Below are 16,583 nucleotides of genomic sequence, written 5' to 3'. Positions count from 1 at the left end.
AGTAGTGCGATGAGCGACGACAAAAAAAACGATGACAAATTACTATACTGTTCATTCTGCGGTAAAAGCCAGCATGAAGTTAAAAAACTGATCGCTGGACCTTCAGTATTTGTCTGTGATGAATGCGTTGAACTTTGCAATGATATTATTCGTGAAGAGCTACAAGAAAAAACCGATGAGGCAGCTGATTCCAGATTGCCATCACCTCATGAGATTGATTCAGCGCTAAACAATTATGTTATCGGTCAAGCGAAAGCTAAACGAGTATTATCGGTTGCGGTTTATAATCACTACAAACGATTACGTCATGGCACTAAAAATGATGATGTAGAGTTATCCAAAAGTAATATTTTGTTAATCGGACCGACCGGAAGTGGTAAAACGCTACTGGCTGAAACCTTGGCAAGACAGCTAAATGTGCCTTTCACAATGGCTGATGCAACGACACTGACTGAAGCGGGATATGTTGGTGAAGATGTTGAGAACATTATCCAAAAATTGCTGCAGAAATGTGATTATGATGTCGAAAAGGCTGAAACCGGTATTGTCTATATCGATGAAATCGACAAAATTTCTAAAAAGTCTGACAATCCTTCCATTACGCGTGATGTGTCAGGTGAGGGTGTTCAGCAGGCTTTATTGAAGTTGATTGAAGGCACCATTGCTTCTGTACCACCTCAAGGTGGCAGAAAACATCCTCAACAGGAGTTTTTACAGGTTGACACAAGTAAGATCCTGTTTATCTGTGGAGGTGCATTTGCCGGATTGGATAAAGTTATCCGCAATCGTACCCATAAAGGTGGGATTGGATTTTCTGCGGAGGTGAAGAGTGTTGACACCAAATCACCCTCAAGTGAAGCTTTACGGGGAGTCGAACCAGAAGATTTGATTCAGTATGGTTTGATTCCTGAATTTGTTGGTCGTTTACCTGTAGTTGCCACACTTGAAGAGCTGGATGAAGCTGCATTAGTGCAAATTTTAACTGAGCCAAAAAATGCGTTGACCAAACAATACGAAAAGTTGTTTGAACTTGAAAACTGTGAACTGGAGTTCAGGGCGGACGCTTTACGTGCCATCGCTCGCAAAGCAATGGAACGTAAAACGGGTGCACGTGGATTACGATCTATTATCGAAAATGTTCTTCTGGATACTATGTTTGATTTGCCATCATTGGATAATGTGACCAAAGTGGTTGTCGATGAAAGTGTTATCAATGGGGAAAATACACCTATTTTGATTTATGAAGATCAGCCTGCTGATCTTGCTTCAGGGGATAAATAGGTTTTACCTGCTTGATCGTTATACATTAGGCTGATAACAATGCGTCCTACTTTTAGGGTCTGTTGATCCTTCAGCTGGATTCTGTCCAATAAGCATGGAAGTGATGCAATGTAGTTGTTCAGCATATATCAGTTACAGCGTAATTTTATGAAATTAGCCCAGTCTTGCAGGCTAGCTGGCGATGATTGATCAACAAACTCTATGGTGCTTGATTTCTTCATGCCTGTCCCCATATTGTTTTCAAGTACACGATAACCGTGTCTGTTGACTGCCTAAAGAGGTCCGCATAGATGGAAAAACAAATTGAAACTGCATTAACTGATGGCAATGCACTACAAAAAGTACCGGTATTGCCACTGCGTGATGTAGTTGTATATCCACATATGGTTATTCCTTTATTTGTTGGACGTGAAAAATCCATCAAAGCATTGGAACATGCTACGGATGAAAACAAACAAATCCTGCTGGTTGCCCAAAAAGATTCTGGTGAGGACTCTCCTGCACCAGAAAATCTGTATGAAACCGGCACGCTTGCCAATATTCTGCAATTATTAAAGTTGCCCGATGGCACCGTAAAAGTATTGGTTGAGGGGACTCAGCGTGCCAAAGTGGCTTTGTATGATAATACCAATGCATTTTGCGAAGCAGAAGTAGCCAGTTTTATCGATGAACACCCTGATCAACGTGAAGCCGATGTACTGATGCGTACGTTGCTCAGTCAGTTTGAACAATACGTCAAACTCAACAAAAAAATTCCACCTGAAGTTATTGCTTCTTTATCGAGCATTGAAGATCTTGCGCGCATGGCTGATACCGTTGCGGCGCACATGACATTGAAACTTGAAGACAAGCAGCTTTTACTGGAAATGGCGGACGTAAAAGATCGCATTGAAAAATTGATGGCTTTTCTGGAATCAGAAATCGATATTCAGCAGATTGAAAAACGCATCCGTAATCGCGTCAAAAAGCAGATGGAAAAAAGTCAGCGCGAATATTACCTGAACGAACAGCTTAAAGCCGTTCAGAAAGAGCTTGGCGAATTGGATGACACTGGTAATGAAGTTGAAGAATTAGCTGAAAAAATTACCACAGCGGGCATGAGCCCTGAAGCACGTGACAAAGCCGAATCTGAGCTGAAAAAATTAAAAATGATGTCGCCGATGTCTGCTGAAGCCACAGTGGTTCGCAACTATATCGAATATCTGCTTGAAGTGCCGTGGAAAAAACGTTCACGTGTCACTCTGAATCTGGACCATGCTCAGCAAGTGCTGGATGAAGATCATTATGGTCTGGAAAAAGTTAAAGAACGCATTATTGAATATCTCGCTGTCCAGAAACGGGTAAAAAAACTGAAAGGCCCGATTCTTTGTTTGGTTGGTCCACCTGGTGTAGGTAAAACATCGATTGCTCAATCCATAGCTCGTTCGACTAATCGTAAGTTCAGTCGTATGGCGCTGGGTGGGGTACGTGATGAAGCGGAAATTCGTGGACATCGTCGTACATACATTGGTTCAATGCCGGGTAAAGTGATTCAGAATATCTCCAAAACTGGTGTGCGTAACCCATTGTTTCTTTTAGATGAAATCGACAAGATGGCACAGGATTTCCGAGGCGATCCGGCATCTGCATTGCTGGAAGTCCTTGACCCTGAGCAAAATTCGACATTTGCCGATCATTACCTGGAAGTTGAATATGATTTGTCAGATGTGATGTTTGTTTGTACAGCAAATACACTCAATATTCCGGATGCATTGCGTGACCGGATGGAAATCATTCGTCTGGCGGGTTATACCGAAGATGAAAAACTGAATATTGCATTACAGTATCTGCTTCCAAAAGCCATTAAAGACAATGGTTTAAAGGCCGGAGAAATTGAGATCACCGAAGCTGCGGTGATGGAAATCATTCGCCGTTATACACGCGAAGCGGGTGTGCGTAATCTGCAACGCGAAATCTCGAAAATCTGTCGCAAACTGGTTAAACAGATCCTTCGTGAATCACCTACCGAGACAGTGGTTGTAACAGCAGATAATCTGGAAGACTATCTTGGTGTTTATCACTATCAATATGGTGTTGCCGAGGAAGATGATCGTATTGGTCAGGTCACTGGTCTGGCCTGGACCGAAGTAGGTGGGGAGTTACTGACTATTGAGTCGGCAGTGATGCCAGGAAAAGGTAAAGCGAGTTATACCGGTAAACTGGGTGATGTGATGCAGGAATCTATCCAGGCGGCGACCACTGTTGTTCGTTCAAGAGCAGTAGAGTGGGGCATTGCTGAGGATTATCTGCAAAGTCACGATTTACATATCCACGTCCCTGAAGGTGCTACACCTAAAGATGGTCCAAGTGCAGGTATCGGTATGTGTACAGCGCTGGTATCTGCGATTACCGGAATTCCGGTTAAATCCAATGTGGCGATGACTGGTGAAATCACGTTGCGTGGTGAGGTGTTGGCAATAGGTGGTTTGAAAGAAAAATTACTTGCTGCACATCGCGGTGGTATTGATACGGTTTTAATTCCCAAAGATAACGTGAAAGACTTACGGGAAATTCCAGATAATGTAAAATCCGGTTTGGAAATTATTCCGGTACGCTGGATTAATGAAGTTCTGGAAAAAGCCTTGCAACATATGCCAACAAAAGTGTTGCCGACTCCGGATACTGCAACTGTTCTGCCGCCAGAACAGGCCAGTTTTCATGAAGTCAATACACAAAACCGGCACTAATCTGATAAAAGCGAGCAGCGGAGATTTATGATGACCCAAAAACAACAACAGCGTTTAATCGGGACGCTATTGCTTGTCTTTTTCATCGCCGTGCTCGCTTATATCGTTTTATCCAAAGTTAGTCAGACAGAGTCCGGCAGACAGGAAGTCGAAGAAGAACCTATTCAGTTTTCATCGGTAATTGAGCCTTTACAGGAAGAGGCAGGCGATGACTCCGAGTTGGAAACAGCTTCTTCTGCCCCGGAAGCTTTTGTCGATATCGATCCTGAAGTTACAGACGATACTGCTCCGCAGTTGCCTGACGCTTTTGTGTCAGAACCTGTCACACCGGAGCCTGAAAATGTAGCACCAGCTGCGGTACCTGAAGCTCCCAAACCTGCTCCCGCGCCAAAAGCTCCCGAACCTGAACCGGCAGCAGAGGCCCCAGCTCCCAAGGTAAGTCAACCCGAACCTGAAACAGAATCGACTCCTGCTCCTGCTGAAGCAAATTCGCGCTGGATTCTTCAGTTAGGCAGTTTTTCATTGGAAGCGAATGCAATCAGTCGGAAAAAGCAGTTGGAAGAGCTGGGTTATAAACCAACGATTGAGCAAACTCGTTCAGGTGGAACTGTTATTTATCGAGTGAGATTGCAACCGAATGCAGATAGATCTGCTCTGGAAAAAACCGCTGAGTCAATACGTAACCAATTGAATATAAATACCCAGGTTTTCCCCTATCAGTAATACATCACAAAGAACTCAATTAACTGTTCATTTAAAGTAAATATATTGGGTTCGTTTGTGCAATTCTGATAAAATTCTCCTTTTACGCTGCTCGACGCGGAGTCATAATGAACTGGGTAGATTATTTAATAATCGGCATTATTTTGATTTCGTCGGGCATCAGTATCGTTCGCGGTTTTATAAAAGAAGTTCTTTCGTTAATTAGTTGGATAGTAGCGATTTGGGTTGCATTCATGTTTTTTGCAAACTTCGCCAGTTTGTTAACGCCCTATATCGATACAGCTACACTACGCCTGTTTATTGCATTCTTTGTCTTATTTGTTGTCACATTAATACTCGGGGCACTGGTTAATCATTTGATTTCACAATTGGTTGAAAAAACTGGTCTCAGCGGCACGGACCGTGCTCTGGGAGTGATTTTTGGTATTCTTAGAGGTGTCGCAATCGTCACTATATTAGTGTTGGCTGCTGGAGTAACACCCATGCCATCTGACAGTTGGTGGCAAAATTCTTTATTGTTACAACACTTTGAAGATCTGGCGGTTTGGGTCAAACAGCTTTTGCCAGCTGATGTTGCCGAACACGTTAACTTCAACTAATCCTGACAGGGTCTTAATATATGTGTGGAATTATCGGAATCGTAGGTCATACAGAGGTTAATCAGGCACTCTATGACGGACTGACCGTTCAACAACACCGTGGTCAGGATGCCGCTGGTATTATGACGTGTGATCACACTGGACGGTTTTATCTTCGCAAAGATAATGGACTGGTTAAAGATGTTTTTCACACCCGTCATATGATTCGTCTGAAAGGTTCAATGGGCATAGGCCATATACGCTATCCTACCGCGGGGTGTTCCAACTCCGCTGAATCCCAACCATTTTATGTCAACTCGCCATTTGGGATTGCCCTGGCCCACAATGGTAACTTGACCAACACACAGCTGTTATCAGATCAATTGTTTAAAAGTGATCGTCGCCACCTCAATACCGGCTCTGATTCAGAAGTTTTATTAAATGTACTTGCTCACGAATTACAAACTTCCGGAAAACTAAAACCACAACCCGAAGATATTTTTAAAGCGGTTGCTGAAGTACATAAACGTTGTAAAGGTGCTTATGCCGCAGTAGCCATGATTGCTGGTGTTGGTATGCTAGCTTTCCGGGATCCCTATGGTATCCGGCCTGCCGTCATTGGTAAGCGTGATACATCGCAGGGAACAGAATATGTTGTAGCTTCAGAGAGTGTTGCAATTGATACTCTCGATTTTGATTTGATGCGTGATGTTCAGCCTGGGGAGTGTGTTTTTATTGATATGGAAGGTGGTTTTCATAGTCAGCAATGTGCAGAAAACCCTGTTAAATCACCCTGTATATTTGAATACGTTTATTTTGCCCGTCCTGATTCAATGATGGACGGTATCTCTGTTCACAAAAGCCGTATGCGCATGGGCACTAAACTGGCTGAGAAAATTAAGCGCGAATTTCCTGATCATGACATTGATGTGGTCATTCCAATTCCCGATACCAGTCGCAGTGCTGCATTACAACTTTCATATGATTTAGGTGTGGTTTACCGCGAAGGCTTTATTAAAAACAGATATATTGGCCGGACGTTTATTATGCCCGGACAACAGCAACGTAAAAAATCAGTGAGACAAAAGCTCAATGCCATAGATCTTGAGTTTCGTGATAAAAATGTGTTGCTGGTCGATGATTCAATCGTCCGTGGTACAACTTCCCAGCAAATTGTGCAAATGGCTCGAGATGCGGGCGCTAAAAAAGTTTATCTGGCTTCCGCTGCACCACCAGTTCGCTTCCCCAATGTGTATGGTATTGATATGCCTTCACCATCTGAATTTGTTGCGCATAATCGCAATGTTAAGCAAATTGCAGAAGAACTCGGTGTTGACTGGTTGATTTATCAGGATTTAAACGATTTGGTTGAAGCCATTAACAAGAAAAGTGACGTTAAACGTTTTGATACGTCCTGTTTTGATGGTGATTACATTACCGGCGATATTGATGAAACCTATTTGTATTACATTGATGCGCTGCGTAATGACATGTCCAAACAGACTGAAGAAGAAGGTAACGTTACTATTGAGCTGCATAATGACGTTTAAACTGCATAGTTATCATACTAATTTCAAATGTTTGATTCCTGCTGAAATCAGCAGGAATAAACAGCTTTTTGCTGTTTGATACCAATTCTTATATAATCCCGTCGATTATGCATCAGCAATTGCCAAAAGAGATTGATCCGTTTCGTTTTGCTCACAGCGGTTTACAGATAGCGGGGGAAATCCCGGTCAGTAAAATGTCGCGGCTGAGCGAAATGTTGCACGACAATTCAGGGACAGTGTCGGTCGATATGCAGTTTGATATTGATACAACCGGCACGCCCTATATGCGTGGACAGTTTGCTGTCACGGTCAATCTGTTATGTGAACGTTGTATGGAGCCGATGACTCATTCAATGAACATCACAACGATATTGGCACTGGTTCGGCACGAAGGGAAAATTGAAGGTCTTGCTGAGCAATACGAGCCATGGATCTTGAATGATGCAAAACAAGTTGATCCGGCACAGATAGTGGAAGATGAGTTAATACTCGCTTTACCGATTGTGCCAAAACATGATTATCCATGTTTGCCGGAAGAATTATGGCAAGCAGGAGAGGAAGAAATTGAGCCTGAAAAACCAGTCTCACCGTTTGCCGTTTTATCTTCGTTGAAATTGAAGAAATAATTTATTTGTCGTTTTGGGTTTAGGAGTTTAAGCCATGGCTGTTCAAAAGAGTAAAAAGAGTCCTTCACGTCGCGGTATGCGTCGTTCACATGATGCATTAACCGAGTCAACATTAGCAGTTGATTCGACTTCAGGTGAATTACACCGTCGTCATCATGTTACTGCTGACGGTTACTATCGTGGCCGTAAAGTCATTGCTGATAAGAGTGAATAAGGCTTAACAGAAATTGACTTTAACAATTTCGATTGACGCTATGGGCGGGGATCACGGACCTCAAGTCGTGATCCCCGCTGCTATATCAACGCTGCAAAGGCATTCTGATATAGAGCTTATTTTAGTTGGCGATGAAGCCATAATTTCAGCAGAAATAGCTAAACATCAGTTCAATGATAAACACCGGATGAAAATTCAGCATGCCTCCCAAACGGTTGGTATGGATGAACCTCCTTCTTCGGCACTTCGCGGCAAAAAAGATTCTTCCATGCGGGTAGCTATTAACCTGGTGAAAGAGGGGCAAGCAGCTGCTTGTGTCAGTGCCGGTAATACCGGTGCCTTAATGGCCACTGCGCGGTTCGTGCTGAAGACGCTGCCGGGAATTGAGCGTCCTGCAATCATTACGGCCTTACCCACCATGCGGGGTCATACCTATGTTCTCGACCTGGGGGCAAACGTGGACTCAACTGCAGAACATCTGGTGCAGTTCGCATTAATGGGGTCTGTGTTAGCTGAGTTGATTGATGGCAAGCCGAATCCAACTGTTGGCCTGCTGAATGTTGGCGCAGAGGAAATCAAAGGTAATGAACGGGTCAAAGAGGCTGCTCGATTATTAACCAAAACAGATCTGAATTATTACGGCTATGTCGAAGGTGATGGGCTTTATCATGGCGAGGTCGATGTACTGGTCTGTGATGGCTTTGTGGGGAATGTTGCACTGAAAGCCAGTGAAGGTGTTGCACATATGATCCGGCATTATCTGCGGCAGGGATTCAATCGTAACTGGCTAACTAAAATTGCCGGATTAATTGCCTATCCTGTTTTGAAAAGCTTTAGTAAAGAGCTTGATCCTCGTGCATTTAATGGCGCGAACCTGATTGGATTACAAGGTATTGTGATAAAAAGTCATGGTGGCGCAGACGCATTTGCTTTCGCCAATGCTATTAATATCGCCATTTTAGAAGCCCGAAAAGACGTTCCAAAGAATATTACTAAACATCTTGAAACTCTTTTAGAGGAACAGATGTTGTGATTTATTCCAGAATTGCCGGAACGGGCAGCTATTTGCCGGAAAAATTTCTGACCAATATTGACCTCGAGTCAATGGTTGAAACCAGTGACGAATGGATTACCGATCGCACTGGAATTAAAAAACGCCATATTGCCGGTGAAAACGAAACGACAACAGATTTAGCTTATTTTGCCGCTAAAAATGCGATTTCTGCTGCCGGTATAAAGCCTCGTGATATAGACATGATCATTGTTGCGACAACCACGCCAACACTGATTTTTCCCAGTACAGCAGCATTGGTCCAGCAAAAGCTGGGAATTCATGGCTGTCCGGCATTTGATATCCAGGCCGTTTGTACAGGATTTGTTTACGCACTGACTGTTGCGGACAAATTTATTAAGTCTGGCAGTGCCAAAAATGTTTTGGTTATAGGTGCAGAAACGTTATCCCGTATTGTCGACTGGACTGATCGCAATACCTGTGTCTTATTTGGCGATGGCGCCGGTGCGGTCGTGTTACAGGCATCTGCCGAACCCGGCATTATGTCGACCCATATTTATTGTGACGGTAGTTTCAATGAACTGTTACATGTCCCAACAGGTCCCGGAAGCGCTATTACTGAAGATCCTGCCTATATTGAAATGCAGGGTAATGACGTTTTCAAAATCGCTGTAAAAACTCTGAGTAAAATTGTCGACGAAACACTGACGGCTAACCAGTTAAATAAACATGATATTGACTGGCTGATACCACATCAGGCGAATATTCGTATTATCGCTGCGACAGCCAAAAAGTTGAGCATGTCGATGGATAGAGTTGTTGTCACGGTTCAGGACCATGGTAATACCTCTGCGGCATCTATTCCGCTGGCACTGGATGTTGCCGTGCGTGATGGTCGTATCAATCGTGGAGAAACATTATTGTTTGAAGCGTTTGGTGGTGGTTTTACCTGGGGCTCAGCGCTCATCAAATTTTAATCTGAGGTATTTTTACCAATGCATTCAGCTTTTGTCTTTCCCGGCCAGGGTTCACAATCTGTTTCCATGTTAGCCGAGTTATCTGAATCCTTTCCGCAAGTGCAGCAGACATTTGCAGAAGCCAGTGAAGCGCTTGGCTATGATTTATGGGCACTTGTGCAAAATGGGCCTGAAGCCGAACTTAATCAAACCGATAAAACTCAACCAGCCATGCTGGCCGCAGGCATTGCTGTCTGGCGTTGCTGGGAATCCGTTAGTGACGATAAGCCAGCGTATCTGGCCGGCCATAGCCTGGGTGAATATACGGCACTGGTTGCGGCTGGCGCTTTGGATTTTAAAACAGCTATCAAACTGGTGGAAAAACGTGGCCAGTTCATGCAGCAGGCCGTTCCTGCGGGTGAAGGTGCTATGGCGGCCATCCTTGGTCTTGATGATGACACTGTAAAAGCTGTCTGTCAGCAGGCGAGTGATGCCGGAATCGTTGAAGCAGTAAATTTTAATTCGCCTGGTCAGGTGGTTATTGCCGGCAGCAAATCAGCAGTTGATAAAGCCGTCACAATTGCCACGGAGAAAGGTGCCAAACGTGCCTTGTTATTGCCGGTTAGTGTACCTTCGCATTGCGCTCTGATGCGGCCAGCTGCCGAGAAGTTATCAGCAGAGCTGGAATCTGTCTCTATTCAAACACCGCTCATTCCAGTGATCCATAATACCAGTGTCACTGCTACATCCGATTCAGACCAAATTCGCCAATTACTGGCACAACAGTTATACAATCCTGTGCGTTGGGTAGAAACCGTCGAGTGGTTTGCTGCCCAGGGCGTTGAGATTCTGGTTGAATGCGGACCGGGTAAAGTTCTGGCCGGTTTAACCAAACGTATTGATAAATCTTTGCAGGCCTTACCCGTATTTGATTCGGCCACATTGCAAAAAACTCAAGAAGTATTAGGAGAACCATCATGAGCCTACAAGGTAAAGTTGCTTTGGTAACCGGGGCAACTCGCGGTATCGGCCGTGCTATTGCATTAAGTCTCGGTGAACAGGGTGCGACCGTGATTGGCACAGCCACCTCAGAAAAGGGTGCTGCTACCATCAGTGAATACCTGCAGGCAGCCGGTATTCAGGGAAAAGGTCTGGTATTGAACGTGACACAGGAAAATGCCATTGATGAAACTGTTACGGCGATCGAAGCCGAATTCGCCGCGCCGGATATTCTGGTCAACAATGCTGGTATCACCCGTGACAATCTGCTGATGCGGATGAAGGATGAAGAATGGGACGATATTATCGACACCAATCTCACGCCAATCTTCAAATTAAGCAAACGTTGTGTGCGTGCTATGACCAAAGCCCGTTGGGGTCGCATTATCAATATCACATCAGTTGTTGGTGTAATGGGTAATGCAGGTCAAACCAATTATGCTGCTGCTAAAGCCGGTGTGATTGGTTTCAGCAAGTCATTGGCCCGTGAAGTTGGTGCTCGTGGCATTACGGTAAACAGTGTTGCGCCCGGCTTTATTGATACAGATATGACCAGTGGGCTACCTGAAGCACATAAAACTGCACTACTGGAACAAGTTCCGGTTAAACGCCTCGGTGAAGCAGAAGAAATCGCCGCTGCTGTCAGCTTTTTGGCCAGTCCTTTAGCCGGATATATTACAGGCGAAACGCTGCACGTAAATGGCGGCATGTATATGAATTAAGGGCTGAATCTAACAGGACTCAGGCTTTTTATTGTGGAGATATTTTTAGGACAAGGCTTCCAGCTTGTCTCCACAGTGCTCGCACTATAAAATGCCAGCACGTTGTTTGTACTTAACCACCAAAGGAAACAGATGTTATGAGTGATATTGAAGCTCGTGTGAAAGAAATTGTTGTTGAACAATTAGGTGTAAATGCCGATGAAGTAACTGCAGATGCTTCATTTATTGATGATCTGGGTGCTGACTCGCTGGACACTGTTGAGCTGGTTATGGCACTGGAAGAAGCATTTGAATGTGAAATTCCTGACGAAGAAGCGGAAAAGATCACCACCGTTAAAGAAGCCGTCGCTTATATTAATTCTGTTCAGTCTTAATATTACAGATTGCTTCAGATGTAGCCGTCTAGCGTGCAGGTCATGCTAGACGGCTATGTCGTATCTATAGAGAAGATTTGCATGAGGAAAACTGATGTCTAAAAGACGCATTGTGGTTACCGGGCTGGGCGCGGTAACACCGGTCGGTTTATCGGTAGCAGAAAGCTGGGAAAATATCCTGGCTGGCAAAAGTGGTGTGGCGCCGATTACATCTTTTGATGTAACTGATTTCCCGGTTCGTTTTGGTGCTAGCGTCAAAGACTTTGATGTTGAGACAGTTATTTCTCGTAAAGACGCTAAAAAAATGGATACTTTCATCCATTACGGTATTGCGGCAGCAGTTGAAGCCATTAAGGATTCCGGCTTGGAAGTGACCGATGCCAATGCTGAACGGATTGGTGTGGCTATTGGTTCCGGAATTGGTGGATTACCTGGTATCGAAGCTGGCTATGACAGCTTTTTAAACGGTGGACCACGTAAAATTTCGCCATTTTTTGTGCCCAGTAATATCATTAACATGATATCCGGTAATTTATCGATTATGTTTGGTATGAAAGGTCCGAATACCGCCATTGTCACGGCTTGTTCTACCGGAACACACTGTATTTCGGCTGCTGGACGCATGATTCAATATGGTGATGCCGATGTGATGATCGCCGGCGGCGCCGAGATGGCTACCTCCAAAACTGGGTTAGGTGGATTTGCTGCGGCACGCGCTCTGTCGACCCGTAATGATGATCCACTTGCTGCAAGTCGTCCGTGGGATAAAGATCGTGATGGTTTTGTGTTGGGAGATGGTGCCGGTGTCATTGTCCTGGAAGAATATGAACACGCAAAAAAACGTGGCGCTTCCATTTACGCGGAATTGATTGGTTCTGGTATGAGCAGTGATGCTTATCATATGACCATGCCATCACAAGGTGGTGAGGGTGCGGCACGCTGTATGGTTAATGCGATGAATGATGCTGGTATTAATGCAGAAGATATTCATTATATTAATGCGCACGGTACTTCGACACCCGCAGGCGATGTCGCAGAAACGCAGGCGATTAAAACGGCTCTGGGCAACGCCGCACAAAAAGTTGCTGTCAGTTCAACCAAATCAATGATCGGGCACTTGTTAGGTGCTGCAGGTGGGGTTGAAGCAGTATTCAGTATTCTGGCAATTCGTGATCAGGTTGCACCACCTACCATCAATCTGGATAACCCGGATGAAGCTTGTGATCTTGATTATGTTCCACATACGGCTCGACAAATACCTATCGATATTTCCATGTCGAATTCATTTGGCTTTGGCGGCACCAACGGTACTGTTATTTTCAAAAAACTCGATTAGTCGGTGACAGATGATTCTGATTAACGGCCACCCCGAAAACAGAATCGAAATTACTGATCGTGGTTTGCAATATGGCGATGGTTTATTTGAAACCATCGCCTATCGTAATGGGCAACTTGAATATTTCGCCCAACATCTCTCCAGATTGGTTGAAGGCTGTCAACGGCTGAAAATTGCCTTTCCTGTTGCGCAACAGCAATCTCTCACGAAAGAAGTCAACGCTGTTTGTCGCCAATTGAATAATGATGCGGTTATTAAAATCATGGTTACCCGTGGTTCCGGAGGGCGAGGGTATCGCTATCAAACTGATATGCAAACCAGCCGAATTATCAGCACGCATTCTATGCCAATATATCCCGACTCCCATCAATCCGGCATTACCGTACGCCTCTGCCAACAGCGTTTGGCGATCAACCCCACATTGGCTGGAATCAAACATCTTAATCGTCTGGAACAAGTGCTTGCCCGTAATGAATGGCAGGACGACAGTATTGTAGAAGGTTTGATGCTTGATTATCAGGATCAATTGATAGAGGGAACAATGTCGAATGTGTTTCTGGTGCAAAATAACCAATTATCCACAGCTGAGCTTTCAGGTTCAGGAATCGCTGGTATTATGCGTCAACAACTGATTAAAATTGCTGACAGACTGTCAATTCCCCTGCATATCACATCGCTGACCATTGATGATCTCAAGTCAGCGGATGAAGTGTTTGTCTGCAACAGTTTAATTGGCATATGGCCAGTAACTCGTATTACTGATCTTGATATGCATTACAGCCATGGCCCACTTACTCAAACGTTGCAGCGGGCTTTAACTTCACAGAACAGAAACGCATGAAAATACCTTTAACTATCAAATTGCTTTTTTTAGTCGTACTTGCCGCGATCATCGCGTTAGTTGTCTGGAACGAATATCAGCGATTTCTGCATCAGCCGGTTAATTTAATAGAAGATGACACGATATTTACCATTTATCCTGGTGATAACATCAGTAAAGTCAGCCAGCGTTTATACGAAAGTGGGTTGAGCCCGGTACCCAGTGTTTATCTGGATATTTATGCCCGAATGCAAGGCAATGCCCAACAGATTAAAGCCGGTGAATATCGGGTTGAAGCTGATGCCACTTTACCGGATTTATTAAATCTCTTTATCAGTGGCAAAGTCGTTCAATACTCGATAACCATCGTGGAAGGAATGACAGCCAAACAGCTATTTGAAAAAGTGCAGACGCATCCAAAAATTAAAAAGACATTACCCGAATTAAACAATGAAACAGTTCGTGAAGCGTTATCAATCGAAAATGAACGGGTTGAAGGTTTATTTTTACCTGAGACGTATCATTTTCCAGCCAATACAACTGATGTGCAGTTTTTAAGCCGTGCTTACCATAATATGCAGGATCAGCTGGAGAATTCCTGGCAACTGATGACAGAAGAGTTACCTTATGATTCAGCCTATGAAGTACTGATCATGGCGTCCATCATCGAAAAAGAGAGTGCCATACCCGAAGAACGTCCCGAAATTGCTGGTGTATTTGTTCGCCGTCTGGATAAAGGTATGCGGTTACAGACTGATCCGACTGTGATTTATGGCATGGGTGACAGCTACGATGGCAATATCCGTAAAAAAGATCTGCAAACAGATACGCCTTACAATACCTACACCCGGTTTGGTTTGCCTCCGACACCAATCTGTTTACCCAGTAAAGAATCCATTGAAGCGGCAATGAATCCAGCCGAAGGTAACAGCCTGTATTTTGTTGCCGGAGCGGAAAATGGTGGTCATGTTTTCTCGGACAATCTGGAAGATCATAATCGAGCGGTTAGAAAATATTGGAAAAACAAGCAGATAACACAATGAATGGAAAATTTATCAGTATCGAAGGCATTGAAGGCGCCGGTAAATCGACCCAACTGCAGTTTATTGCCGATTATATTCGCTCACACGGTAAACAGGTTGTTGTGACCCGCGAGCCCGGTGGCACCTCTTTGGGAGAAGAAATCCGTGAAGTGTTACTCAAGTCAACAGAACAGGCGATGGCTGAAGATACTGAGTTATTGTTGATGTTTGCTGCTCGTGCTGAACATCTCCAGCAGGTAATTCTGCCAGCATTAAAACGTGGTGATTGGGTTGTTTCCGATCGTTTTGTTGATGCCACGTTTGCCTATCAAGGTGGCGGGCGAGGAATTAATGAACAACGGATAAAACAGCTCGCTGACTGGACATTGCAAGGCTGCAATACGGATGTCACATTTTTATTTGATTTGCCCGTGGCTTTAGGCCAAACCCGGGTAGAGCAGCGGCAACAACAAAAAGATCGGTTTGAGCAGGAAAAACAGGTGTTTTTTGAACGTGTCAGGAACTGTTATCTTGCACGAGCTGAAGTAGAACCGAAGCGGATCAAACGAATTGATGCCAGCCAGAATATTGAAGCGATTCAGCAACAACTCAAACATCAGCTGGCTCCATTACTGGAAGCAACACTTTGATGACGGCGCTTTTCCCATGGCAACAGACGGTCTGGCAACATATTGTTGACAGAGTTGAGCAACAACGTATGCCGCATGCTGTCTTGTTGACGGGTGTCGCCGGACTGGGGAAAAAGCAGTTAGCCGTCAAAATGGCTGAGAGTTTATTATGTCTTGCTGCTGACAAACACTTTAACGCCTGTGGTGTGTGTCACAGTTGCCAGATAATGCAGGCAGGGAATCACCCGGATCACCTGACTATTCGTTCGGAGGAGGCCGGTAAATCGATCAAAATCGACCAAATTCGTGCGCTAAAAGAAAAACAATCCCTTACTCCAAGCGTTGCCAAATGGAAAACCGTAGTGATTGAGTCAGCAGATTTAATGACCAATAGTGCAGCAAACAGTTTATTGAAACTGCTTGAAGAACCACAGAACAATACTATTTTAATCTTAACCACCAATGCAGTACATCGGCTGCCAGTGACTATTCGCAGTCGTTGTCAGCAGATGCATCTGTCAACCCCTGATTATTCGATGACATTAAATTGGCTGGATTCTCAGGGCGTTGCTACTGATGCAGATCAGTTGCGAAAAATTTCCTCATTAACGCTGGACGCTCCTTTTGCTATCGTCCATGCGCTCGAAACCAATGAGTGGCAGTCATATCAACAGATTCAGCAGGATTTTGATCAATTGATACAACAGCAGGCAAATCCCGTGCAACTTGCCAGCCAATGGCAACAGCTGGATCTGGTTAAAGTAATGCATCAATTGTTATCGGCTGTTAAATCCCGACTTCAGCAACAGTATTTGGAGTATGCTGAAACCAGTGTAACGCAGCATTACTGGCATATCGCTGATTGCATAGTGAATACAATAAAGCTAATATCATCTTCAAATAACTACAACAAGACATTGTTAATTGAAGACTTTATGGTTTCTGTAATGCGTATTACTCATACCAGATCAGCCATTCATTAATCTCGCCATCAGCAAATAATTAAAGAGTTTTT

Annotated in this window: 17 protein-coding genes; all 17 read left to right on the top strand. The window is 44.3% G+C overall.

Features of this window, described 5'->3' with window-relative positions:
* Window positions 1-9: 9 nt before the first annotated feature.
* The 17 genes from clpX (at window position 10) to holB (ending at window position 16,551) form a co-directional block, all read left to right on the top strand.
* Window positions 10-1,281 (top strand): ATP-dependent Clp protease ATP-binding subunit ClpX, encoded by a 1,272-nt coding sequence (gene clpX / locus Q7A_RS09865; RefSeq protein ID WP_089418529.1) that lies wholly within the window; start codon window positions 10-12, stop codon window positions 1,279-1,281.
* Window positions 1,282-1,571: 290 nt separating this feature from the next.
* Window positions 1,572-4,007 (top strand): endopeptidase La, encoded by a 2,436-nt coding sequence (gene lon, locus Q7A_RS09860; protein ID WP_014707208.1) that lies wholly within the window; start codon window positions 1,572-1,574, stop codon window positions 4,005-4,007.
* Window positions 4,008-4,034: 27 nt separating this feature from the next.
* Window positions 4,035-4,730, top strand: coding sequence for an SPOR domain-containing protein (locus Q7A_RS09855; RefSeq protein WP_084227465.1), 696 nt, complete (start codon window positions 4,035-4,037; stop codon window positions 4,728-4,730).
* Between the two features lie 107 nt (window positions 4,731-4,837).
* The gene (locus Q7A_RS09850; RefSeq protein WP_014707206.1) at window positions 4,838-5,329 is read left to right on the top strand and encodes a CvpA family protein; all 492 of its coding nucleotides are present in this window, start codon (window positions 4,838-4,840) and stop codon (window positions 5,327-5,329) included.
* 20 nt (window positions 5,330-5,349) lie between these two features.
* Window positions 5,350-6,858, top strand: coding sequence for an amidophosphoribosyltransferase (gene purF / locus Q7A_RS09845; RefSeq protein WP_014707205.1), 1,509 nt, complete (start codon window positions 5,350-5,352; stop codon window positions 6,856-6,858).
* Window positions 6,859-6,926: 68 nt separating this feature from the next.
* Window positions 6,927-7,484 (top strand): YceD family protein, encoded by a 558-nt coding sequence (locus Q7A_RS09840; RefSeq protein WP_014707204.1) that lies wholly within the window; start codon window positions 6,927-6,929, stop codon window positions 7,482-7,484.
* Window positions 7,485-7,518: 34 nt separating this feature from the next.
* Window positions 7,519-7,698 carry a 50S ribosomal protein L32 gene (rpmF, locus tag Q7A_RS09835; RefSeq protein ID WP_014707203.1) on the top strand — a complete coding sequence of 60 codons (180 nt, stop codon included), beginning with the start codon at window positions 7,519-7,521 and terminating at the stop codon, window positions 7,696-7,698.
* 13 nt (window positions 7,699-7,711) lie between these two features.
* Complete coding sequence (gene plsX / locus Q7A_RS09830; RefSeq protein WP_084227464.1) at window positions 7,712-8,731, top strand: phosphate acyltransferase PlsX; 1,020 nt, start codon at window positions 7,712-7,714, stop codon at window positions 8,729-8,731.
* A complete protein-coding gene (locus Q7A_RS09825) occupies window positions 8,728-9,687 on the top strand; it encodes a beta-ketoacyl-ACP synthase III (RefSeq protein ID WP_014707201.1) in 960 nt (319 codons plus the stop codon). Before plsX ends, Q7A_RS09825 begins: the two co-directional genes overlap by 4 nt.
* Before the next feature lie 18 nt (window positions 9,688-9,705).
* Window positions 9,706-10,647 carry an ACP S-malonyltransferase gene (gene fabD, locus Q7A_RS09820; RefSeq protein ID WP_014707200.1) on the top strand — a complete coding sequence of 314 codons (942 nt, stop codon included), beginning with the start codon at window positions 9,706-9,708 and terminating at the stop codon, window positions 10,645-10,647.
* Window positions 10,644-11,387, top strand: coding sequence for a 3-oxoacyl-ACP reductase FabG (fabG, locus tag Q7A_RS09815; protein ID WP_014707199.1), 744 nt, complete (start codon window positions 10,644-10,646; stop codon window positions 11,385-11,387). Before fabD ends, fabG begins: the two co-directional genes overlap by 4 nt.
* 137 nt (window positions 11,388-11,524) lie before the next feature.
* A complete protein-coding gene (gene acpP / locus Q7A_RS09810; RefSeq protein ID WP_014707198.1) occupies window positions 11,525-11,761 on the top strand; it encodes an acyl carrier protein in 237 nt (78 codons plus the stop codon).
* Window positions 11,762-11,855: 94 nt separating this feature from the next.
* Entirely contained in the window at window positions 11,856-13,097 is a 1,242-nt protein-coding gene (fabF, locus tag Q7A_RS09805) for a beta-ketoacyl-ACP synthase II (protein WP_014707197.1), read from the top strand.
* 10 nt (window positions 13,098-13,107) lie between these two features.
* The gene (pabC, locus tag Q7A_RS09800) at window positions 13,108-13,938 is read left to right on the top strand and encodes an aminodeoxychorismate lyase (protein WP_014707196.1); all 831 of its coding nucleotides are present in this window, start codon (window positions 13,108-13,110) and stop codon (window positions 13,936-13,938) included.
* Window positions 13,935-14,960 (top strand): endolytic transglycosylase MltG, encoded by a 1,026-nt coding sequence (gene mltG / locus Q7A_RS09795; protein ID WP_014707195.1) that lies wholly within the window; start codon window positions 13,935-13,937, stop codon window positions 14,958-14,960. Before pabC ends, mltG begins: the two co-directional genes overlap by 4 nt.
* The gene (gene tmk / locus Q7A_RS09790; RefSeq protein WP_014707194.1) at window positions 14,957-15,589 is read left to right on the top strand and encodes a dTMP kinase; all 633 of its coding nucleotides are present in this window, start codon (window positions 14,957-14,959) and stop codon (window positions 15,587-15,589) included. The genes mltG and tmk overlap by 4 nt, the downstream gene beginning before the upstream one ends.
* Window positions 15,589-16,551: a DNA polymerase III subunit delta' gene (gene holB / locus Q7A_RS09785; protein WP_014707193.1), complete on the top strand. Its 963-nt coding sequence runs from the start codon at window positions 15,589-15,591 to the stop codon at window positions 16,549-16,551. The genes tmk and holB overlap by 1 nt, the downstream gene beginning before the upstream one ends.
* Window positions 16,552-16,583 lie beyond the last annotated feature (32 nt).

Source organism: Methylophaga nitratireducenticrescens (assembly GCF_000260985.4).
In the GTDB taxonomy this organism is placed as follows: domain Bacteria; phylum Pseudomonadota; class Gammaproteobacteria; order Nitrosococcales; family Methylophagaceae; genus Methylophaga; species Methylophaga nitratireducenticrescens.
The sequence above is the reverse complement of the archived record's forward strand: the minus strand, read 5'-3'. Positions and strand labels throughout refer to the sequence as shown.